This is a genomic window from Acinetobacter sp. CWB-B33 (assembly GCF_039655955.1).
In the GTDB taxonomy this organism is placed as follows: Bacteria; Pseudomonadota; Gammaproteobacteria; order Pseudomonadales; family Moraxellaceae; genus Acinetobacter; species Acinetobacter bouvetii.
Map to the genome: position 1 here is coordinate 13242 of NZ_JAGFEU010000004.1, position 20429 is coordinate 33670.

Consider the following 20429-nt stretch of genomic DNA (forward strand, 5'->3'; position numbering starts at 1 on the left):
CAGTGCGGATGCGGCGGATTTGCGTTTTTTCATGTGCAGCGGATTCATGCCGATATTGGATAGACATCATACCGCGATGCGGGTTTGGACACTATGCGCTTTCTGCGGAGCATGTTTTAAACCGCCGTATCTTTTGGAATGCGCCAGAAAATCATGGCGGTAATTAAATTGATGCAGCCCAGGAAAATCAGGGTTGCATGAAAGGCGGAAGTTATCTGCGCAGCCTCAAAAAAAGCGCTGAACACATTGACCAGTGTGCCTGCCAAAGCCACGCCGATACTCATGGAGACCATCATGATCATGGACAGAAAGCTGTTGCCGCTGCTGGCATCCTGCTGCGGGAGGTCTTTCAGCGTCAGGGTATTCATGGACACGAATTGCACTGAATTCAGCACGCCGAAAATGAAAAAATGCAGGGCGCGCAGCCAGATCGGCGTATCGGCGCTGCTTAGGGCAAAGCTGGCAATGCAGGCGCCAACCAGCAGGGTATTGAGCAAAAGCACATTGCGGTAGCCAAAGCGCTGAATAATCGGGCGGATAATCGGTTTGGACGCCAGTGAACCCAGCACGGTTGGAATCATCATCAGGCCTGTGACAAACGGTTCAAAACCGAATGCCACCTGCAGCATCAGCGGAATCAGAAAGGGCATCGCATTGCCGCCGAGGCGGGCAAAGAAATTGCCGACGATGCCGATAGCGTAAATCCGGTTATTAAACAGCTTGCTGCGGAACAGCGCATTTTGATGAGTATGCGAGTGCAGGGCATACAGCACGGCAGCGGCCAGCCCTGCGCAAATCAGGCCGAGGCTCCAATACAAAGACAGCGAGGTGCTGGCAAAGTTTTCAATCCCGAGTGACAGGCCAGCCATGGCAATGACCAGCAGCAGGAAGCCCCATAAATCAAAGCGCTGCACACTCGGTTCCGTGACATTCGGCATAGCCTTAAAGGTGATCAGGCAGCCTAAAATCCCCATGGGAATGTTGATCAGGAAAATCCAATGCCACGTGGCCGCTTCGGCCAGCCAGCCGCCCAGCGTTGGGCCAATCAGCGGGCCGATCAGGCCTGCCAGGCTCATCAGGCTCATAGCGGACAGAAACTGCGCGCGCGGAATGACTTTCAGCATGGCTAAGCGCCCAACCGGTAGCAGCAATGCGCCGCCAATGCCTTGCAGCACGCGGTAAGCCAGCAGTTCATTTAAACTGTCAGACTGGCCGCAGCCGAAGGACGCCAAAGTAAAAATAATGATCGCGCTGAAGTATGTATTGCGCACCCCGAAGCGGTCAGCCAGCCAGCCGCTTAACGGGATGCAGGCCGCTACAGACAGCACATAGGCCACCACCACACTATGCATATTGAGCGGGTCTTCATTTAGATGCGCAGCCATAGAGGGAATGGCGGTATTGACGATGGTGGTATCCAGCCCCTGCATAAAAAAGCCAATCGATACCAGCAGAACCAAAAGTCTGAATTCAGGCTGCAAGGCCTGATGCGAGGGCGTGGCATTCATAGTATTTTAAAATTTAGAGTTTTAAGCAGTTTAGCTGAAATTCAGTGCGGCGGCTGTTGCAAAACTGCAGTCTTTTTCTTGCAGTTTCATAAAATCATCCGTTTTTTGGCAGGGTAAAACGGATCAGGCAAAAAGAAATATTCCCCCAGTGCAAGGCAAATGAAATATCATGGGCTCACTTTTTAGGATGCCTTGGCTGCAGGATGGGGGCTTTTTTGATTCAGGTCTTTGCAATACGATGACAATTGAAATTTTAATGGTCATTGGTTTCTGTTTAGCGGCTTATTCCATTGTCGGCAATGATGTGCCGCAAACGCTGGGCACATTTATTTCATCCAATGCGCACCGCCCCTGGTGGCTGCTGTGGCTGTATGTCAGTTCAATTTTAACCGCTGTGCTGCTGTACGGCTGGTTTGCGTCTGGGGTGGGGGATGCGTCCTATGGACGGCTGAACACGATTCCATTTCCGGAAGACGGCGTCACATGGCTGTATATAGTCCCGCCGATTCTGCTGATTATATTGACGAAATACGGCATTCCAGTCAGCACCACTTTCTTAGTGCTGACCATTTTTTCGCCCAGCAGCTTAGGTTCCATGCTGACCAAATCGATGATGGGCTACGCGGTGGCGTTTCTTGTCGCTATTGTGGTTTATAGGTTTGTCATCAAGCAGATCTCCATCCATTTCAGCAAAACCCGCCATGAACCGCATTCCCGTATTTGGGTGGGCCTGCAGTGGGTTTCTACGGCATTTTTATGGAGCCAATGGCTGATTCAGGACTTGGCGAATATTTTTGTCTATTTGCCGCGCGCCGTACCGCTGTGGTTCTTACTCTTCGCCATCAGTGTTTTTGTCATTTTGCTGGGGATTATTCTGTACCGGCGCGGCGGCGCGATTCAAAACATTATTGATACTAAGACAGGGGTGGCGGACATTCGTTCAGCGACCATTATTGACTTCATTTACGCCACGATTCTGCTGGTATTTAAGGAGTGGAGCAATATTCCCATGAGCACCACGTGGGTGTTTTTGGGCTTGCTGGCAGGGCGCGAGTTTGCCATGGCCATGCATCTGCATGAGGTCAATAAATACAAAACTTCCCGCAATGTCAGTAAAGATGCCATGAAATTAATGTTCGGCTTAGTGATCAGTATTTTTCTGGCTACAACCTTGCCGTGGTTTTATTACGCGGTGTCAGGCAGATAAGCCCTCAGTTCAAATTTTAAAGCGTAAAAAGCGGACTGTGCAGTCCGCTTTTTACGCTTAGGCGTGCTTAAACCACAAAGTGTTCCGGGGAATCCAAATTTCTCAACGCGCTGAAAATTTGCTTTGATGAATTGCAGACAATCAGCTTGGCGCGGTGCTGCGGCGGCAAGAATCCTTCCTGCACAGCATGGTCCAGCTGTGCAATCAATGCATTGTAAAAGCCATTCACGTTATACAGCATCATTGGTTTTTGATGCTGGTTCAGCTGCCCCCAAGTGGCTATTTCCAAAATCTCTTCAAAAGTGCCTAAGCCGCCCGGCAAGGCTACAAAAGCGCTGGCGCGTTCCGCCATCATGGCTTTGCGCTCATGCATGGTCTGAACCACGTGCAGTTCCGTTAAGCCATTATGGGAAATTTCATAGTCCAGCATAAATTCAGGAATGACCCCGACGGCCTCACCGCCATTTTGCACCACGGCATCCGCCACTTGCCCCATCAGGCCAATGCTGGCGCCGCCGTAGACCAAGCCAAAACCTGCATCAGCAATGCCTTTGGCCAAAGCAATGGCCTTTTCTTGATAAATTGGATTGTTGCCTGAGCGCGAACCGCAATACAGGGCAATCAGCGGCTGCGTAGTTTGAGGAGAAGAGAGATTCAATGATTCTGTCATTTTTAATACGCTATTCATTTCGTTTTATTCACCTTATCACTTTATTTTTTATCGCTCTAGCATAGTGCGGAAATATGACAGCAAGATGCAGCCTTTGCATTGCGCAGCAAAATTTCACGCTGCGGCGGGGCGCCGCTGCAAAAAAAGATGAAATTCTGTCCCAGCTTGCTATACTGATTCCTTGTTTTTCCACAAATGAATCGTCATGGGCAGTGGTTGTTGTCGCTCCGCAAAAAAAAATTTCTTAAAAATTAATCACCTTGGTGCTGCAGCGCGCACCTTTTTCAATTCGAATATGCCAAACATAAATGCAAGACGGCATTCTGCTCAGGAGATGCATATATGATCTTTGAGTGGATGTCTGATCCTTCAGCATGGGTCGGTTTGCTGACCCTCGTGATTCTAGAAATTGTATTGGGTATCGACAATCTGGTCTTTATTGCGATTCTGGCGGAAAAATTGCCGCCGGAACAGCGCAATGCCGCGCGGATTGTAGGCTTATTGCTGGCGCTGTGCATGCGCTTGGTGCTGCTGGCTTCAATTGCCTGGGTCATGACGCTGGTTGCGCCGCTGTTTCACGTCTTTGGCCATCCGTTCTCCGGACGCGATTTGATTCTGCTGTTCGGCGGGGTATTCCTGCTGTTCAAAGGCACGATGGAATTGCGTGAGCGCCTTGAAAATAAGCCGATGCTGAAAGAAGAAAATCCCGTGCATGCAACGTTCTGGATGGTGATCATTCAGATTGTGGTGCTGGACGCGGTGTTCTCCTTAGACAGCGTAATTACTGCGGTCGGCATGGTGAAACATCTGCCGGTCATGATGATTGCCGTAGTGATTGCGGTCGGCATTATGCTGTGGGTGTCTAAGCCGCTGATGAATTTCGTCAACCGTCATCCGACGGTGGTGATTCTGTGCCTGTGTTTCCTGATGATGATCGGCTTCTCCCTGCTGGTCGAAGGCTTCGGCTTCCATATTCCGAAAGGCTATCTGTACGCCGCTATCGGCTTCTCTGTGCTGATTGAATTCCTGAACCAGACCATGCGCCACAATCAGGAAAAAACCGTCACGACAACCGATCTGCGTTACCGGACAGCCTCTGCGGTGATGCGCATGCTGGGCGGCAAAAGCGGTTCAGAAATGCAAAAAGATGAGCATGAAGATGTGCTGGCGACCCGCGCTTTTGCCGATGATGTCTTCGATGAAGACAACGGGGCATATCACAGTGTGATGGTGCAAGGGGTGCTGGGCTTATCCGAACGCCCTGTGAAGTCGGTGATGACGCCGCGCCCTGAGCTGGAATGGATTGATTTGGAAGAAGACGAAGCGTCCATTAAGCACCAGCTGCTGAGCATGACGCATTCGCGCCTGATTGTTTCCCGCGGTGAGCTGGACAACATTGCCGGTGTGGTGCTGACGCATAAGGTCATGAATGAATACATTGAAACCGGTGTGCTGAACTTTGAAAAGCACCTGCGTGAGCCTGTGATTGTGCATGAAAATGCGCAAGTGCTGATGGTGATGGAGCAGCTGCGTCAGGCGCCGCTGCAAATGGCGCTGGTGCTGAACGAATACGGCTCCATTGAAGGCATAGCAACGCCGATTGACGTGCTGGAAGCGATTGCGGGTGAATTTCCGGATGAAGACGAACTGGAAACGGCGGCTGCAAGTTTGGAAGACGGTTCGCTGATTCTGGAAGGCTCAACCGATATCCGCCATGTTTCTTTACTGTTGAACCGCGATTTGGTGGATGATTCAGAACAGTATTCTACGCTGTCAGGCTATATCCTATTTCATTTGGGCCGTTTGCCTGAAAATGGTGAAAAACTCACAGCCGATGGGCACATTTTTGAAGTGGTGACTATGGATGGCCATAAAATTGAAAAAGTGCATGTCACTGCAATTGCCCATAATCTGCATGATAAGGAAAGATAGATTCTGAATTCAGAGCCGTCTTCCGTTAAAATAGCCTGCATTGCAGGCTATTTTTTTATTTGAGATGCACATGACAGAAAAGCAATGCCCTTGCGGTCAGGGCGGGTACGCCCAATGCTGCCAGCCGCTGCATGCGGGCAAAGAAAAAGCGCAAAGCGCAGAACAGCTGATGCGTTCGCGCTACAGCGCATTTGCCCAGCATGAAATTGATTACATCGTGAAGACCACAGCATTGGGGCAGCAGGCAGCCTTGGATGTGCCTTCCATTGCAGATTGGAGCAGATCCAATCAATGGCTGCAGCTGGACGTGGTGCAGGCCAATGAAAAGCTGGATAAAAGCCATGCGCAAGTGGAATTTAAAGCGCATTATCATGACGGCAAGCAGGCGCATGTGCACCATGAAGTGTCGCATTTTGTGAAGCAAAACGGCGCATGGTTTTTCCTCGACCCGACGGTAGATCAGCATGTCACCCTGAAACAGCCGTGCATTTGCGGTTCAGGCAAAAAATTTAAACACTGCTGCGCGCAATATCTGTAGTTTTTTTCTGAAGATGCCTTAAAATAGCGCGCATCTGTTACCCATCAGTGGATGAAGGGCCATGTTACTCACCGTTATTTACATTATTGCAATTACGGCAGAAGCCATGACGGGCGCACTGTCCGCGGGACGGCGGAGCATGGACTGGTTTGGGGTGATTTTAATCGCCTGTGTGACGGCATTAGGCGGCGGTTCTGTGCGCGATGTGCTGCTGGGGCATTATCCGCTGACGTGGGTCAAGCATCCTGAATATCTGGTGCTGACCTGCTGCGCCGCGCTGTTCACGATTATCATTGCCAAATGGATGAAGCATTTGCATTCCATTTTCCTGCTTTTAGATGCTTTGGGTCTCATCGGCTTTACCATTATTGGCTGTCAAATTGCCTTGCAAATGGGGCACGGTTTTGTGGTTTCAGCCGTTGCCGGCGTGCTCACGGGTGTCTCTGGCGGCATTTTGCGGGATATTCTGTGTAATGACGTGCCTCTGGTGTTCCGCCGTGAGCTGTATGCTTCAATTTCTTTTGTCGCCGTAATCTTCTACTGGTTCTGCATTGACTTTGGGCTGTCGCTGGAAATTACCGTTATCTCAACCTTGGTGTTTGGCTTTTCCCTGCGCTGCATCGCGATTTATTTCGGCTTAGAAATGCCGAAATTTATCTACAAGGATCATGATGAGCAGTCGGCCTCTTCCAAAGACCCGTCTTAAATTGCGCAATTAAGCGCAAAGCCTCAATGGAAAATGCTTCATTGGGGCAGTTTGGCGCATCATATTAAAAAGAGCACAATCATAAAATCCTGTTGTGAAGGCAGCATGCACCCTTTCACCTCATCAGAGATCTTGTTATGGACTTAGTCTCACGGATACAGCGCTTGCCGATAGGCAAGTTTCACTACACATTGCTATGGGTCATTGGACTGGGCTGGATGTTTGACGCCATGGATACAGGGCTAATCTCCTTTATCTTGGCGAAAATGGCGGAAGACTGGGCCATGAGCCCGGCTGAAAAGGGCTGGGTGGTGTCGATCGGCTTTGTCGGCATGGCGATTGGCGCAGTCTTTTCCGGGGCGCTGGCAGACCGGGTTGGTCGTAAAACGGTATTTGCATCGACATTGGTCATATACAGCTTAGCCACGGCAGCCTGCGCATTTGCGCCGGATTTAACCTGGCTGCTGGTATGCCGCTTTATTGTCGGTTTAGGCTTAGGCGGCCAATTGCCCGTAGCGGTGACGCTGGTCAGTGAATATATTCCTGCGCACGTGCGCGGCCGCTTTATAGTGCTGCTGGAAAGCTTTTGGGGGCTGGGCTGGCTGTGCGCCGCGCTGATTTCTTATTTTATCATTCCGCATTACAACTGGCATGCCGCCTTTTTAGTCGGCGGTTTGCCGGCGCTGTATGCCATTGTCATTTGGAAAATGGTGCCGGAGTCTGTTCCGTACCTTATCAACCGCGGCCGTTTTGAAGAAGCGCATGCGCTGGTGAAAAAAATTGAGGCCAAATGCGGTGTGCAGGTGCTGGAGATCTTTGAAGTCAAACCTGTGGCGGAAAAGCAAAATACCTCATTCAGACAGCTGTGGTCAGGCATATTTGCGCGCAGAACATTGATGCTGTGGCTGATTTGGTTCGGCATTGTGTATTCGTACTATGGCATTTTTACCTGGCTGCCCAGCCTGCTGGTGAAGCAGGGCTATACCATTGTGCAGTCTTTTGAATATGTTTTGGTGATGATCCTGGCGCAGCTGCCGGGCTACATTGCAGCCGCATGGCTGGTGGAGAAACTGGGGCGCAAAGCGACGCTTGCTGGCTTTATCGGCTGCTGTGCGGTTTCTGCCTACTTCTTTGGCCAAGCCGAAACGGTGACCATGATTGTGGTCTGCGGCTGCCTGATGTCTTTCTTTAATTTAGGCGCATGGGGCGTGCTGTATACCTATACGCCGGAACAGTATCCAGCCAATATCCGCGCCTTCGGTTCGGGCTGGGCTGCGGCGGTTGGCCGCATGGGCGGCATTGTGGCGCCGTTGGCGGTGACGCATATGATGGTTATGAATAACGGCTTCAGCTATGTCTTCAGTATGTTTACTGCCGTGCTGCTGGCCGTGGCTTTTGTGATTGTAGTGTTGGGTGAAGAAACCAAAGGCAAGACCTTAGAGTCCATGGGTTTATAAAATTGATGTGGCGGCAAAAGCGCAGCACGGTGAAAAGCCTGCTGCGCTTTTTTGCTTTTTGAACGAGCATTTTCAGCTGATTTTGCTGAATGGAAATGATTCATTGGCCAATGCTGCTTTGAAATAGCGCGCTGAAGCGATGAATTCAGATGAAATCCATAGGCCAAATGGAAATTAGAAGTTGCTCATTTTAAAAAAAATGGATAATTTTACGGCATTAGATCGATCATAAGACACGATTTGTCGCTGTGTTGAAGAACATACCCTTGTGTATGCGCCAGCTGCGACATAGCATAAGAACCCAGATATAAAAACGAATTTATTAGGATTACAGGTTGTTATGACAAGCCTTGCGCATCATGCGACAGAAAACCGTTCCGTAGCGGAATTTACCGAACAAGCCTATCTCAACTACGCCATGTACGTGATTATGGACCGTGCATTGCCGCATATCAGTGACGGCTTGAAGCCTGTGCAGCGCCGTATCGTGTATGCGATGAGTGAATTGGGCCTCAAGCCCAGCGGCAAGCCGAAAAAATCGGCGCGGACGGTGGGTGATGTGCTGGGTAAATACCATCCGCATGGCGACTCTGCCTGCTATGAGGCCATGGTGCTGATGGCGCAGCCGTTCAGCTACCGCTATCCTTTTATTGAAGGCCAGGGCAACTGGGGTTCGCCGGACGATCCAAAATCCTTTGCCGCCATGCGTTATACCGAAGCCAAGCTGTCGCCTTACAGCGACTTGCTGCTGTCTGAATTAGGACAGGGGACATGCGACTGGCAGGACAATTTTGACGGCTCCATGAAAGAGCCGGTGAACCTGCCGGCGCGTGTTCCGAATATTCTGTTAAACGGCACCACCGGTATTGCCGTGGGCATGGCCACAGATATTCCGCCGCATAACCTGCGTGAGGTGGTGAAGGGCACAATTGCTTTGATCCGCAACCCGAATTTAACTGATGAAAAAGTTGCTGAATATATTCCGGGTCCAGATACCCCGACCAGAGCGGAAATTATTACTGCGCCGGATGAATTGCTGAAACTGCAGACCACAGGCCGCGGAAGCTACCGCACCCGTGCGGTTTATACCATTGAGAAAAATGAAATCATCATCACTGAGCTGCCATATCAAGTCTCTGGCTCCAAAGTGATTACCCAAATCGCCGACCAGATGCAGGCGAAGAAATTGCCGCTGGTCAGCGACCTGCGTGATGAATCAGATCATAAAAATCCAACCCGCCTGGTGATTGTGCTGCGTTCCAACCGCATTGATGCAGAATCGGTGATGAGCCATTTATTTGCCACCACCGATTTAGAATCCAGCTACCGCGTCAACATGAACATGATTGGAGCAGATGGCCGTCCGCAAGTGAAATCCATCCGCCGAATTTTGTTGGAATGGATTGAAATCCGTAAAAATACGGTGACCCGCCGCCTGCAGTACCATTTAAATAAAATTGAAAAGCGCCTGCATATTTTGGGCGGTTTGATTATTGCCTATTTAAATATTGATGAAGTGATCAAGATCATCCGTGAAGAAGATCAGCCGAAGCCGGTGCTGATGCTGCGCTTTAATATTGATGAGATTCAGGCCGAAGCCATTTTAGAACTCAAATTGCGCCATTTGGCTAAGCTTGAAGAAATGGAAATGCGCCGTGAACAGGATGAATTGGAAGCCAAAGCCGCCATCATCCGTGAACAGCTGGCCAATCCTGAGTCGCTGAAAAACCTGATCATCAATGAACTGAAAGACGACGCGAAGAAATTCGGCGATGACCGCCGTTCGCCAATTGTGCGCCGTGAAGATGCGCAGGCCATTAATGAACAGGACATGCTGCCGGCAGATCCTGTGACCGTAGTGCTGTCAGAAGCCGGCTGGATCCGTTCCGCCAAAGGCCATGAAGTTGATGTGGAAAACCTGAACTTCCGTGCCGGCGATCAATACCTCAGCCATGCGCAGGGCAAATCCAATCAGCGGGTCTATGTGCTGGATGACGCAGGCCGCAGCTATGCGCTGGCCATTAACTCGCTGCCATCGGCGCGCGGCTTCGGTGAGCCGCTGAGTTCAAAGCTTTCACCGGCCAGCGGAGTGGGCTTTAAGCAAGTGCTGATTGCTGAAGATGACGCTGAATTGCTGGCCATCAGCAGCAAAGGCTATGGCTTTAAAACGCAGGCGAAACAGCTGGACACCAATGCCAAAGCCGGCAAAGCCTTCCTGAGCCTATCTGATGATGCCCAGCCAATGAATTTGCAGATGATTGAACAGGCGACGCATCTTGCGCTACTCAGTTCAGCGGGCCGTTTGCTGGTCATCGATTTGGCGGAATTGCCAAGCCTGAATAAAGGCAAAGGTAATAAATTGATACAACTCGAGGCTAAGGATCAGCTCGCATCTATGATAGCGTTGACTTTAGATGATGTAATTCAAGTGGTTGCAGGTCAGCAGCAATTAAAATTAAAAGGCGATGATCTGCAGAAATATATGGGCAAGCGCGCTTCGAAAGGCGTGACCCTGCCGCGCGGATATCAAAAAGCAAATAAACTGTGCATTCAAAGATAATACTAGCATCCATGGATCGAAATACGTTATATATGCAAAGTATTCGTGAAATGGATGCAATATTAGGCTCACACAAGTTAAATAATGAGCGGCTTAATATTGAGAAAAACAGTTGAATTATTAAGGATTACTGACAGGAGAATCGGGCGTTATGGAAAAGATTTGGTTCGCAGAATACCAAAAGACGGGTATTCCAGAAACTGTAGAATTACCGCCGGAAAACACATCACTGAATGATATTTTTGAACATAATTTTCAGAAATTCGGTTCGCGTGATGCCTTTATTTTTATGGACAAAGTCCTGACATTCAGCGAGCTGGATGAGGCAAGCCGTAAATTTGCGACCTATTTACAAAGTTTAGGTCTGGCAAAAGGTTCGCGTGTTGCGGTCATGATGCCGAACGTTCTGCAGTATCCAGTCGTGGCCTTGGGGGTGTTCCGCGCTGGTTTGGTTTTGGTCAACGTTAATCCGCTGTATACCTCGCGTGAGCTGGAACATCAGCTTAATGATTCAGGCGCAGAAGTGCTAGTCATTGTTGAAAACTTTGCTTCTGTCTATCAGGCGATTCTGGGTAAAACGCCTGTGAAGCATGTGGTTGTGGCTTCAGTTGGCGATATGCTGGGTGCATTGAAGGGCACTCTCGTGAACTTTGTATTGCGTTCTGTGCGCAAGCAAATTCCGGCTTGGGACATTCCAGGCCATATCCGCTTTAATGCCGCGATGTCTAAGGTCAGCGCAAGCAACTATAAGCGTCCAAGCTTAACCTTAAGCGATACCGCTGTACTGCAGTATACCGGCGGTACGACGGGTGTTTCTAAAGGTGCAGAATTAACCCACCGCAACCTTGTTGCGAATATGCTTCAGTGTGACGGCATTTTCCAAAGCAAGTTTGGCCAGCAAGACGGCCAGCCGGATGACCGTATTTTCTGCGCATTGCCGCTGTATCATATTTTTGCCTTCATGGTCTGCGCGCTGTACGGCATGTACAAAGGCCAAGCGAATGTACTGATTCCAAACCCGCGTGATTTGCCGGCTGTAATTAAAGAGCTGCGCAAATACCAGCCGACCTTCTTCCCGGCAGTGAACACTTTGTTTAATGCATTGGTCAACAATGAAGAATTTAAGCAGCTGGATCACAGCAAAATGAAAATGGCGATGGGCGGCGGCATGGCTGTTCTGCCATCCACAGCGGCGGCATGGAAGAAAGTCACTGGCACGAATATTATCGAAGGCTACGGCCTGTCAGAAACTTCACCGGTTGCGACGGCGAATCCGCCATCATCTATGGAATTCAGCGGCACGATTGGCATTCCATTGCCATTAACCGAAGTTGCTATTCTTGATGATGACGGCAATGAAGTTGCATTAGGCGAGCAGGGTGAAATTTCAATCCGCGGCCCTCAAGTGATGAAGGGCTACTGGAACCGTCCGGACGAAACTGAAAAAGTCATGAGCAATGGCTTCTTCCGTACCGGCGATATCGGTGTGATGGATTCCCGCGGTTATATTAAAATTGTTGACCGCAAAAAAGACATGATTCTGGTGTCGGGCTTTAACGTCTATCCTTCTGAAATTGAAGAAGTTGTTTCTAAGCATCCAAAAGTGCTTGAAGTGGCTGCGATTGGCGTGCCGGATGAAAAATCTGGTGAAGTGCCAAAGCTTTTCGTTGTGAAAAAAGATCCGTCTTTAACGACTGAAGAAGTTTTAGCCTTCGCAAAAGAAAACCTAACCGGCTATAAGCGTCCGCGTTATGTTGAGTTTATGGATGAATTGCCAAAATCTAATGTGGGTAAAATCCTGCGTAAAGATTTGCGTAAAACGGCTTAATCTGCACCATAAAAAAAGCGCCTTCAGGCGCTTTTTTTAGTGCTGCGCTTTTATTTTTTCATCAGCCAGCGGTCAAAGTAGCGGCGTCCAACGCCAAAAATGCCGAGAAAAATAAACATGGCGCCAAACTGCAGGCTGAATTGGCTTTGCTTAAAGGTCCCGTGGCTCAGCACATTGTCAATGATGCAATACACAAGAATGGCAACAGCCCAATGCCATAACGGCCATTGCTTAATGGATACCGCGTAAAATGCCGTCCAAAGCATGATAAAGGTAAAGACGGTCGACCAAACATTCATATTGGCGCAGATCACAGTCAGCAGAAAAGCTGTAACAGGGGTTACAATCTTTAAAACGCGGTCTACCTGCAGCTGGTTCTGGCGCTGCTTTTCCAGCACCTCGAACATTTCTTTTTGATCCGGACTGACCATATTCAACCTATACACAATTAAAGAAAACACTCTATTTAACAAAATTTATTGACGAATTGCCATGCTATGATGGCACTTATAAATTCATCAAGAGAAAAAACACATGCAAAGCATAAGTGGGATCATTTATCTCATTTTGGGCGCTTGTCTGCTCCCTTATGTTTTTACCTTTATTGCAAAAAAAGCGTCAGGCCTGACAGCAAAAGACCATCAAAATCCAAGAGAAGCATTGGCTAAAGCCACAGGCATTAGCGCTCGCGCCAATGCGGTCCAGCAAAACAGCTTTGAAAGCCTGCCTTTATTTATCGGCGCTGTGCTGATGGCTGAATATATGGTAATTCCGCAAAGCTTTATTATGACCTTGGGGATCGCCTATATTGTGCTGCGCATTATTTACGGCATCTGCTATTTGGCCAATTGGGCAACTTTGCGTTCCATTATTTGGACGCTGTCCATGCTGTGTCCTGTATGCCTGCTGCTGATTATTATTAAAATTGTTTAAGCCCAATCGCATTTAGATGAAAATTTTAATGCACAGAGGCAAAATCAAAAAAAAATACCGAAAAACCGTTATAATTGACGCGGTTTAAAAGATTTAACTTGTTAAAGAGCAATGCTATGAGCTACAGCAATATCCCAGCGGGTAAAGATGCGCCAAATGACATCTATGTAATTATTGAAATTCCTGCAAATGCAGCGCCAATCAAATACGAAATCGACAAAGATTCTGATGCGCTTTTTGTTGACCGTTTCATGGGTACAGCAATGTTCTACCCAGCGAACTACGGTTATGTGCCAAACACGTTGTCACTGGATGGCGACCCGCTAGACGTGCTGGTTGTTACACCGCATCCAGTAGAGCCGGGTTCTGTCATCCGCTGCCGTCCAGTGGGCAAATTGAACATGGAAGATGACGGCGGCGTAGATGCAAAATTAATCGCTGTACCGCATGACAAATTGACACCGCTTTATAAAGATGTCAAAGAATATACAGACCTTCCAGAATTGCTGATCAAGCAAGTTGAGCACTTCTTTGCTCACTATAAAGATTTAGAAGCTGGCAAATGGGTTAAACTCAGCGGCTGGGAAGGTTCTGAAGTTGCTAAGCAGGAAGTGCTCAGCTCTATCGAAGCGTATAAAGAAGCAAACAAATAATTCCACTTGGAATATAGCTCTGTTAAGTTCACTTAATTGAGCCATAAAAAACCTGCACATTGTGCAGGTTTTTTATTGGCTTGAATATCGTGTGAATTAGAATAATTTCACAGGGATATCCAAGAAAATGCGCCATTCATTGGTATCGCCAATATAAGCGCCTTCATATGCGCTGTTTGCGCGGTAGATTGAGTTGCGCAGGCGCAGGCTGGCATCTTTGGCAAAACCGCTTTGCACCGTATATTTGACTTGGTTAAAGAATTCGTTTTCTTTACCTTCGTCTGCTGTGCCGGCAACATTAATATCCCAGCCATAAACATAAGCGGTTGTCCAGTTTAAGCCTGGAACGCCTAATTTGCCGAAATCTAAGTTGTACTGTACTTGCACTGATTTTTCATGGTTGCCGATAAAGTCAGACAGGTATGAGTTCGGCAAGTAAATGCTTTGGAAACCGTCTGCATTTTGGCCATAATCATAGCCGACATTACCGGTATTTTGCTGGTACGCCAGCATGAGGTTGTGCGCGCCAGTATTATAAGTGCCTGAGATCGCCCAAATATTATTGGTTTTTTCTACGCCGGCAACGCCAGTATCAGTGTAATTTGATGCTAATTCACCCGTCGCAGAATAAGTTACAGCATTTTTATCAAATTTAGTGTGGTAGCCGCTGAAGTCATATGTCAAAGAGCTGCCGTTTTCCAAAGCTTGCTTATAGTTGGCATTTACATAGTGGCGGTCTAATTTATTTTTACTGTCTAAGCCATAGTATGAGGCATTCAGGGCATCGCTGAATTTATATTTTGCGCCCCAGACGACTGCGCTGTCCAGGTGGTTGCCGTCGGTATTGATTTGTTCAGACATTTGGTTTTTCGTGAATTTACCGGCAGTCAATTCCAGGCCATTGATTTCGCGGCTTGTCGCTAAAACACCTTCGAAATATTCAGGCACCATGCGGCCAGTATTGCTGGCAAGCACAGGCAAGTCTAGAACTTGTGTACCGTAGCGCACTTCAGTATTTGAAATGCGCGCTTTCACATTGGCGCCGCCGCGTGCCCAGTGGTCATATGTATCACCGGCCTGTTTCTTGCCATTTAATGTTTCACGGGGAATCATGTTGTTGCCGGCATTTTTGTTTTCGCCCAGCTTGAATGAAGCATCGCCAACGGCACCTATACCAAAGCCAATCACGCCTTTGGTATAGCCAGACTCTAAATCAAAAATTGCAGACTGAGCTGCAGAGCTTTGGTCTTTTACGCCAGGCGCTTTCTTATCACGGTTAATGTAACCTGTGCGGAAAAGCACCGATCCTTCGGCATCTTCTACAAATCCTTTTGATTCGCTTTGTTCGCTTGCAAATGCGGTTGAAATTAAAGCCGCGTTAACAAGCAGCGCCAGTGTAAGCTGTTTTGATTTGAGCATTGGGGTAAAGCCTTATGCAGAAAATATATAGTTAAAGAGTTCATAGATTGTATAAGTTTTCTATAAAAAAAGATCATTTTTATTGTTCTTATTACACTAAAGTTACGCATATTTTCGATAAAGTGTATAAAAAAATCTGCTAACAAAAACTAAATATTCCTAAGATTATTTTTTAATTTTAATTAAAAACATAGAGATATATTTATTTTAAAGCGGAATGGCTATTTCACGTTGCAGCTTTGATTTTCTTGAAGCTGTATCAGCAGTGCAAAATTCAGAACGCTTAAAAGCGGTGGCTGACAGATTGCTTTTTTTGCCGTGTGAGCGCTCAAAATAGGGTGTTCTGCAAAACTGAAGCTGCTGACTGGTGTTTAAAATATTCTCGTGAAAAGTATATCAATATTGTTGATTAATTGAACTAAATTTTGAATTTTTCCTGTCCGGAATCTGCTGAAAGTGAAAATCAATAGATGCGCGGTCAAGCTTAAAGTTTCATCATATCTGAAATATAAGTTTACCAAAAGTTATAAAAATAATTAAAATCCGGCCTCGGGAAAAACAATTTTGCAAATATGCATATAGGGGAATCATGCCTGCATTTTCACACCGGACAGCAATGGCGCTATTGCTGGCTTTGACTTCATTTCATGCGTTCGCTGCAGACAATGCAGAGGCGTCCACAGCGCTTACCGGCAGCGTGTCCATTTTAAGCAAGTATATTTACCGCGGCGGTGTGGAAAATGATGATGCGGCTTTGCAGGCGGGCTTAGAATATGCGCATAGCAGCGGCGCATTTGCCGGCTACTGGGGATCGACCTTAGATTATGATGCAACGGATGAAAGCAAAGACTCGGGTTTTGAGCATGATTTTTATCTGGGCTATGGCCGTACGCTGAATGAGGACTGGAGCTACAGAACTCAGCTAACCGCTTATGTCTACCAAAATGGCGGCGCGGTTTATAGTGAAGATGGCAGTGAAAAGCGCCGTACCACAGGTGTAGAGCTGCTGAATAACCTGGATTATAAAAACTTAAGCGTGGGGCTGGCGGTCATGCTGGCCGATGTCAATTACAGCAATGCCGGCGATATCTATTTAAGCGCGGCATATGAGCATGCATTGCCGCAGGATTTTGCCTTAAGAACTTCTGTTGGCGGGTTTATCTATAATGACTGCCGCGATGATGGCATTGTTGAAACGGCGGAACATGCTGTATTTTCCGAGGCGCGTATTGGCTTAGCAAAGGCCTTGGGCAAGACAGGCGCTGAAGCGGTGCTGGAATATGTCTGGGGCGGCCGGGACCGCATGGGTGAATCACTGGAAGATCAGACATTGATTGGATTGAATTACAGCTTCTAAATTGATGCCGCAATCCGGATAGATCCTCTAAAAGTGTATAAATGCAAATTTATGCACTTTTTTTAAGCACTTTTGAATGGTGTGGTGAAAAAATGTACTCAAAAAGAGGCATTTTTTATAATTGGTTACAAGTTGCTTATTTGCATGGCTTTCAGCATGCATTGTGAAGATGCTTTACAGTGCACCAAAGAATCATGCGCTTACGCATTGCCATGATTTAAAATTAAATAATTAAAAAACAAGAGGGTAAGTTCTTGAACTGGTGTCTTATAAAACGGCCATGAATTTTTTATCCAGCTGTTTTGAAAAGTTGGCACAGCGTTTGCTAATTCTCAGTGAGTTTCAAAAATCTTCTGGGGATTCCAAAATGTTAAAAAAATTACTTGCTGTGACTGCTTTAACTGCTGCATCAGGCGCTGTATTTGCTGAAGATGCGCCAGCAATGCCATTTGGCTTAACCTTTAGCGGCAGCGCTGCGGTGACCACTGATTACCGTTTTCGCGGTGTGACGCAAACTCAAAACGACCCAGCGGTACAGGCCGGTTTTACATTAGGACATTCTTCAGGTTTGTATTTTGGCCTTTGGGGCTCAAATGTGAATTTTGGTTCAGGCACGCCAAGCTTAGAATTAGACCCGTCAATTGGTTATGCGAAAACTTTAGAAAGCTTCAGCAGCAAGCCAGTACTTGATGTAGGTGTGGTGTATTACAATTACCCAAGCGCGAGCGACTTAAACTGGGCAGAACTGTATGGGAAGCTGACATTTAAAGAGGTTCTTGCCTCAGGTGACAGCCTGTTAACCAACATTAACTATACCAATGACTACGCAGGTGCGGATACCAGCAGCTGGAACATCAATGCAGGCTATTCAGTTCCATTTGGTTCATCAGGCTTTGGCGGAGTGGCAGGCTTAGGTTATACCGTTGTAGATGATGAAAACAAATATGGATTTAATGGCGATGATAACTATATTGACTGGAAAGTCGGTGTGACTTACGGCTTTAAATCAATTCCAGGCGCAACAGCTGAATTGGCAGCCATAGGCACTAATATGGATACGGATGGCATCTATGAGCCATCTTCACGCGCTGTGGAAACAGGCGCAGTTTTTACTTTAACCAAAACTTTCTAATTTAGCATGTGCTGAAAAAGCCCTGGATGCTGATGCATCCAGGGCTTTTTTATGCTTATCTCTGGGCTGTGCGGCTTTTGCACATCCGCACTATGGCACTTGCCCCCTGTAGGACAAGGCCTCTGAAAGATGCTGTGTTTGAATGCGCTCTTCTAAAGCCAAATCAGCAATGGTACGCGCCACCCGCAGTACACGGTGGTAGGCTCGGGCAGACAGATTCAGGCGCTGCTGCGCCATATTCATCATGTTCTGCGCTGTGCTGTCTAGAACAACATGCTGTTCCAGCTGTTTGGGACTGAGCGCCATATTGGCGAAGTTTTGCCGTTCGATTTGCTGCTGATAGGCTTTTAACACCCGTTCGCGCACTTGGGCGGAGGTTTCAGTGGGCTGTTTATCCTGCAGTTCAGATGCCTGCAGCGGCGGGACATCAATATGCAAATCAATTCTGTCCAATAAAGGCCCCGAAATCCGGTTCTGATAGCGCTTAATCGCATCTGGAGAACACTGGCAGCGGGCATCCTGATTGAATGCATAGCCGCAAGGGCAGGGGTTCATGGCGGCAATCAGCTGAAAGTTGGCTGGAAACGTAATCTGCCGCGATGCGCGTGAGATAATAATTTCTCTGGATTCCAGCGGCTGGCGTAAAACTTCCAGCACTTTCCGGTCAAATTCCGGCAGTTCATCTAAAAACAGCACGCCTAAATGCGCTAAGGTGATTTCACCGGGTTTGGGGTTGGAGCCGCCGCCTACCAGGGCAATGGCGGACGCCGTATGATGCGGTGCGCGGAAGGGACGGTGGCCAAATTCATGCTTTGCGCTGGCAATCGAATAGATGCTGGCGACTTCCAGATTTTCCTGCAAATTCAATGGCGGCAGAATGCTGGATAAGCGTGAAGCCAGCAGCGTTTTTCCTGTTCCGGGCGGGCCGCGGAACAGCAGTGAGTGCCCGCCGGCTGCGGCAATTTCCAATGCGCGGCGCGGCCGCAGCTGGCCTTTGACATCAGCCAAATCAAATTGATAGCTGGAGGAAGATGCCGGCTTCACTGCATTAAATTGCAGTAAAGGCGCGATTTGATTCAAATGATCGCAAACATCTTTTAAATGGGTGGCCGCAAAAACTTCAAAATTAGGCAATTGAGAAGCTTCCTGCGCATTCTGCTCCGGCAAAATCAGCTGATGCTTCGCCTGCTGGCAGGCAATGGCGATGCTTAAAGTGCCGGTGGTCGGGCGCAAATAGCCATCTAATGCCAGCTCGCCAATAAATTCCAGCTGTTCTGCGGCGTTTTCAGGCAATTGGCCAGATGCGATCAAAATGCCTAAAGCGATGGCGAGGTCTAAGCGTGAGCCATCTTTGGGCAAATCAGCAGGCGCCAAATTAATGGTTAAGCGTTTGGTGGGAAATTGAAATCCGCTGTTGATAATGGCTGATCTGACCCGGTCTTTACTTTCCCGAACAGCCGCTTCCGCCAGTCCAACAATGGTTAAGGAGGGCAAGCCTTGGCTGAGATGGACTTCAACTTCTATTAAAGGGGCATGCAGGCCCAATAGCCCGCGGCTATAAATTTTGGCAAAAGACATATTATTGTTCCGTTATAGTGCATTTTTTTTAATCGTTATGCGTCTTATGCTGCACTAAAAAAGTGCTTATTTTTTGTTCTGTATTTTCAATTCGAGTGATTCCACTTGTTTCAGCAGCTCATTCAAACGCAAATTTGCATTATCCAAAGCGGTGCGCTGACGTTCAATTTCTTCCTTAGACACTAAATCCATCTTGCTGACCGCTTCGTTCAGCAGTGCGCGTACATTATGTTCCAGATCTTTTTTGGGCTGATCCAGCTGTTCCATAATGGCTTGAAGTAAAGTTTCAAACATTTTTGATCTCCGTCTGATGCAGATGAGCGGGCAGTGTAGCATTGCCTTGCTGCAGACTATAGTATTTGAACTAAAAATAAGGCTGCTTCCGATGGGTAATATGATCATTCTTATGATAAATATGTCTAATTTTCGCGTCTAAAGCAGCATTCGAAGCCTAAAATAGGTTATAAATAAAACTCATGCCGGAAGCTTCTATTTTCCCCGACCTTGGAACTTTTGGCATGAAAATTGAACATAAAACCTTACTGGTGAAAGAAGCCGAAGGAAACCACACATGAAGCTCGTAACTGCAATTGTAAAACCCTTTAAATTAGATGATGTGCGTGAAGCGCTGTCTGAAATTGGTGTTCAAGGGATCACTGTCACTGAAGTGAAAGGATTTGGCCGTCAAAAAGGTCATACAGAACTATACCGCGGCGCGGAATATGTTGTTGATTTCTTGCCTAAAGTAAAAATTGAAATCGCAATCAGCGATGAAATGGTGGATTCAGTGATCGAATCTATTACACGTGTTGCAAGCACAGGAAAAATTGGCGACGGAAAAATCTTTGTTACCAATTTAGAACAAGTTATCCGTATTCGTACTGGTGAAACTGGTGCTGACGCTGTCTAAAAAATTGGCACGAAGTTTGCTGAGTACCTAATAACTCACAA

At 47.6% G+C, this 20429-nt stretch carries 18 protein-coding genes; 12 read left to right on the forward strand and 6 right to left on the reverse strand.

What is annotated here, in order from left to right:
- Positions 1-116: 116 nt before the first annotated feature.
- On the reverse strand, positions 117-1508 hold the full coding sequence (mdtD, locus tag JZ784_RS12190; RefSeq protein ID WP_346315057.1) for a multidrug transporter subunit MdtD: 1392 nt from the start codon (positions 1506-1508) through the stop codon (positions 117-119).
- A gap of 238 nt (positions 1509-1746) precedes the next feature.
- On the opposite strand from mdtD, the gene JZ784_RS12195 reads away from it, so the two are divergent.
- Positions 1747-2715 (forward strand): hypothetical protein, encoded by a 969-nt coding sequence (locus JZ784_RS12195; RefSeq protein WP_346315058.1) that lies wholly within the window; start codon positions 1747-1749, stop codon positions 2713-2715.
- A gap of 67 nt (positions 2716-2782) precedes the next feature.
- Here JZ784_RS12195 and JZ784_RS12200 read toward each other — a convergent pair whose 3' ends face one another.
- On the reverse strand, positions 2783-3403 hold the full coding sequence (locus JZ784_RS12200; protein WP_130144090.1) for a TIGR00730 family Rossman fold protein: 621 nt from the start codon (positions 3401-3403) through the stop codon (positions 2783-2785).
- Positions 3404-3727: 324 nt separating this feature from the next.
- Between JZ784_RS12200 and JZ784_RS12205 the strand changes: the two genes are divergently transcribed.
- The 6 genes from JZ784_RS12205 to JZ784_RS12230 all read left to right on the forward strand — a co-directional run bounded on the left by JZ784_RS12205 (position 3728) and on the right by JZ784_RS12230 (position 12406).
- Positions 3728-5317, forward strand: a complete 1590-nt coding sequence (locus tag JZ784_RS12205; protein WP_005013467.1) for a TerC family protein — start codon at positions 3728-3730, stop codon at positions 5315-5317.
- 70 nt (positions 5318-5387) lie between these two features.
- Positions 5388-5855, forward strand: coding sequence for a YchJ family protein (locus JZ784_RS12210; protein WP_346315059.1), 468 nt, complete (start codon positions 5388-5390; stop codon positions 5853-5855).
- 61 nt (positions 5856-5916) lie between these two features.
- Complete coding sequence (locus JZ784_RS12215) at positions 5917-6561, forward strand: trimeric intracellular cation channel family protein (protein ID WP_005013464.1); 645 nt, start codon at positions 5917-5919, stop codon at positions 6559-6561.
- A gap of 137 nt (positions 6562-6698) precedes the next feature.
- On the forward strand, positions 6699-8018 hold the full coding sequence (locus JZ784_RS12220; protein WP_005013458.1) for an MFS transporter: 1320 nt from the start codon (positions 6699-6701) through the stop codon (positions 8016-8018).
- 340 nt (positions 8019-8358) lie between these two features.
- Positions 8359-10578 carry a DNA topoisomerase IV subunit A gene (gene parC / locus JZ784_RS12225; RefSeq protein WP_346315060.1) on the forward strand — a complete coding sequence of 740 codons (2220 nt, stop codon included), beginning with the start codon at positions 8359-8361 and terminating at the stop codon, positions 10576-10578.
- Positions 10579-10729: 151 nt separating this feature from the next.
- A complete protein-coding gene (locus JZ784_RS12230) occupies positions 10730-12406 on the forward strand; it encodes a long-chain-fatty-acid--CoA ligase (RefSeq protein ID WP_005013456.1) in 1677 nt (558 codons plus the stop codon).
- A 50-nt stretch (positions 12407-12456) separates the two neighbouring features.
- Here JZ784_RS12230 and JZ784_RS12235 read toward each other — a convergent pair whose 3' ends face one another.
- Complete coding sequence (locus JZ784_RS12235; protein WP_346315061.1) at positions 12457-12837, reverse strand: hypothetical protein; 381 nt, start codon at positions 12835-12837, stop codon at positions 12457-12459.
- A 103-nt stretch (positions 12838-12940) separates the two neighbouring features.
- Between JZ784_RS12235 and JZ784_RS12240 the strand changes: the two genes are divergently transcribed.
- The gene (locus tag JZ784_RS12240) at positions 12941-13339 is read left to right on the forward strand and encodes an MAPEG family protein (protein WP_346315062.1); all 399 of its coding nucleotides are present in this window, start codon (positions 12941-12943) and stop codon (positions 13337-13339) included.
- A 116-nt stretch (positions 13340-13455) separates the two neighbouring features.
- Positions 13456-13992, forward strand: a complete 537-nt coding sequence (ppa, locus tag JZ784_RS12245) for an inorganic diphosphatase (protein WP_005013444.1) — start codon at positions 13456-13458, stop codon at positions 13990-13992.
- 96 nt (positions 13993-14088) lie between these two features.
- Here the strand turns inward: ppa and JZ784_RS12250 are convergent, their stop codons facing one another.
- Positions 14089-15411 carry an OprD family outer membrane porin gene (locus JZ784_RS12250; protein WP_346315063.1) on the reverse strand — a complete coding sequence of 441 codons (1323 nt, stop codon included), beginning with the start codon at positions 15409-15411 and terminating at the stop codon, positions 14089-14091.
- Between the two features lie 589 nt (positions 15412-16000).
- On the opposite strand from JZ784_RS12250, the gene JZ784_RS12255 reads away from it, so the two are divergent.
- Positions 16001-16768 carry a TorF family putative porin gene (locus JZ784_RS12255; protein ID WP_346315064.1) on the forward strand — a complete coding sequence of 256 codons (768 nt, stop codon included), beginning with the start codon at positions 16001-16003 and terminating at the stop codon, positions 16766-16768.
- 367 nt (positions 16769-17135) lie between these two features.
- Positions 17136-17900, forward strand: coding sequence for a TorF family putative porin (locus JZ784_RS12260; RefSeq protein ID WP_005013438.1), 765 nt, complete (start codon positions 17136-17138; stop codon positions 17898-17900).
- Between the two features lie 90 nt (positions 17901-17990).
- Here JZ784_RS12260 and JZ784_RS12265 read toward each other — a convergent pair whose 3' ends face one another.
- Positions 17991-19478, reverse strand: a complete 1488-nt coding sequence (locus tag JZ784_RS12265) for a YifB family Mg chelatase-like AAA ATPase (protein WP_346315065.1) — start codon at positions 19476-19478, stop codon at positions 17991-17993.
- A 66-nt stretch (positions 19479-19544) separates the two neighbouring features.
- Positions 19545-19772: an accessory factor UbiK family protein gene (locus JZ784_RS12270; protein ID WP_005013434.1), complete on the reverse strand. Its 228-nt coding sequence runs from the start codon at positions 19770-19772 to the stop codon at positions 19545-19547.
- A 277-nt stretch (positions 19773-20049) separates the two neighbouring features.
- On the opposite strand from JZ784_RS12270, the gene glnK reads away from it, so the two are divergent.
- Positions 20050-20388, forward strand: a complete 339-nt coding sequence (glnK, locus tag JZ784_RS12275) for a P-II family nitrogen regulator (RefSeq protein ID WP_004650081.1) — start codon at positions 20050-20052, stop codon at positions 20386-20388.
- Positions 20389-20429: the final 41 nt, after the last annotated feature.

Excerpts from the sequence above, each read along its gene's own strand:
- JZ784_RS12195 (WP_346315058.1), top strand. The coding sequence starts at position 1,747 with ATGACAATTGAAATTTTAATGGTCATTGGTTTCTGTTTAGCGGCTTAT.
- JZ784_RS12250 (WP_346315063.1), bottom strand. The coding sequence starts at position 15,411 with ATGCTCAAATCAAAACAGCTTACACTGGCGCTGCTTGTTAACGCGGCT.
- JZ784_RS12265 (WP_346315065.1), bottom strand. The coding sequence starts at position 19,478 with ATGTCTTTTGCCAAAATTTATAGCCGCGGGCTATTGGGCCTGCATGCC.
- JZ784_RS12235 (WP_346315061.1), bottom strand. The coding sequence starts at position 12,837 with ATGGTCAGTCCGGATCAAAAAGAAATGTTCGAGGTGCTGGAAAAGCAG.
- parC (WP_346315060.1), top strand. The coding sequence starts at position 8,359 with ATGACAAGCCTTGCGCATCATGCGACAGAAAACCGTTCCGTAGCGGAA.
- JZ784_RS12210 (WP_346315059.1), top strand. The coding sequence starts at position 5,388 with ATGACAGAAAAGCAATGCCCTTGCGGTCAGGGCGGGTACGCCCAATGC.
- JZ784_RS12200 (WP_130144090.1), bottom strand. The coding sequence starts at position 3,403 with ATGAATAGCGTATTAAAAATGACAGAATCATTGAATCTCTCTTCTCCT.
- JZ784_RS12230 (WP_005013456.1), top strand. The coding sequence starts at position 10,730 with ATGGAAAAGATTTGGTTCGCAGAATACCAAAAGACGGGTATTCCAGAA.
- JZ784_RS12240 (WP_346315062.1), top strand. The coding sequence starts at position 12,941 with ATGCAAAGCATAAGTGGGATCATTTATCTCATTTTGGGCGCTTGTCTG.
- ppa (WP_005013444.1), top strand. The coding sequence starts at position 13,456 with ATGAGCTACAGCAATATCCCAGCGGGTAAAGATGCGCCAAATGACATC.
- mdtD (WP_346315057.1), bottom strand. The coding sequence starts at position 1,508 with ATGAATGCCACGCCCTCGCATCAGGCCTTGCAGCCTGAATTCAGACTT.
- JZ784_RS12270 (WP_005013434.1), bottom strand. The coding sequence starts at position 19,772 with ATGTTTGAAACTTTACTTCAAGCCATTATGGAACAGCTGGATCAGCCC.
- JZ784_RS12260 (WP_005013438.1), top strand. The coding sequence starts at position 17,136 with ATGTTAAAAAAATTACTTGCTGTGACTGCTTTAACTGCTGCATCAGGC.
- JZ784_RS12205 (WP_005013467.1), top strand. The coding sequence starts at position 3,728 with ATGATCTTTGAGTGGATGTCTGATCCTTCAGCATGGGTCGGTTTGCTG.
- JZ784_RS12255 (WP_346315064.1), top strand. The coding sequence starts at position 16,001 with ATGCCTGCATTTTCACACCGGACAGCAATGGCGCTATTGCTGGCTTTG.
- JZ784_RS12215 (WP_005013464.1), top strand. The coding sequence starts at position 5,917 with ATGTTACTCACCGTTATTTACATTATTGCAATTACGGCAGAAGCCATG.
- JZ784_RS12220 (WP_005013458.1), top strand. The coding sequence starts at position 6,699 with ATGGACTTAGTCTCACGGATACAGCGCTTGCCGATAGGCAAGTTTCAC.
- glnK (WP_004650081.1), top strand. The coding sequence starts at position 20,050 with ATGAAGCTCGTAACTGCAATTGTAAAACCCTTTAAATTAGATGATGTG.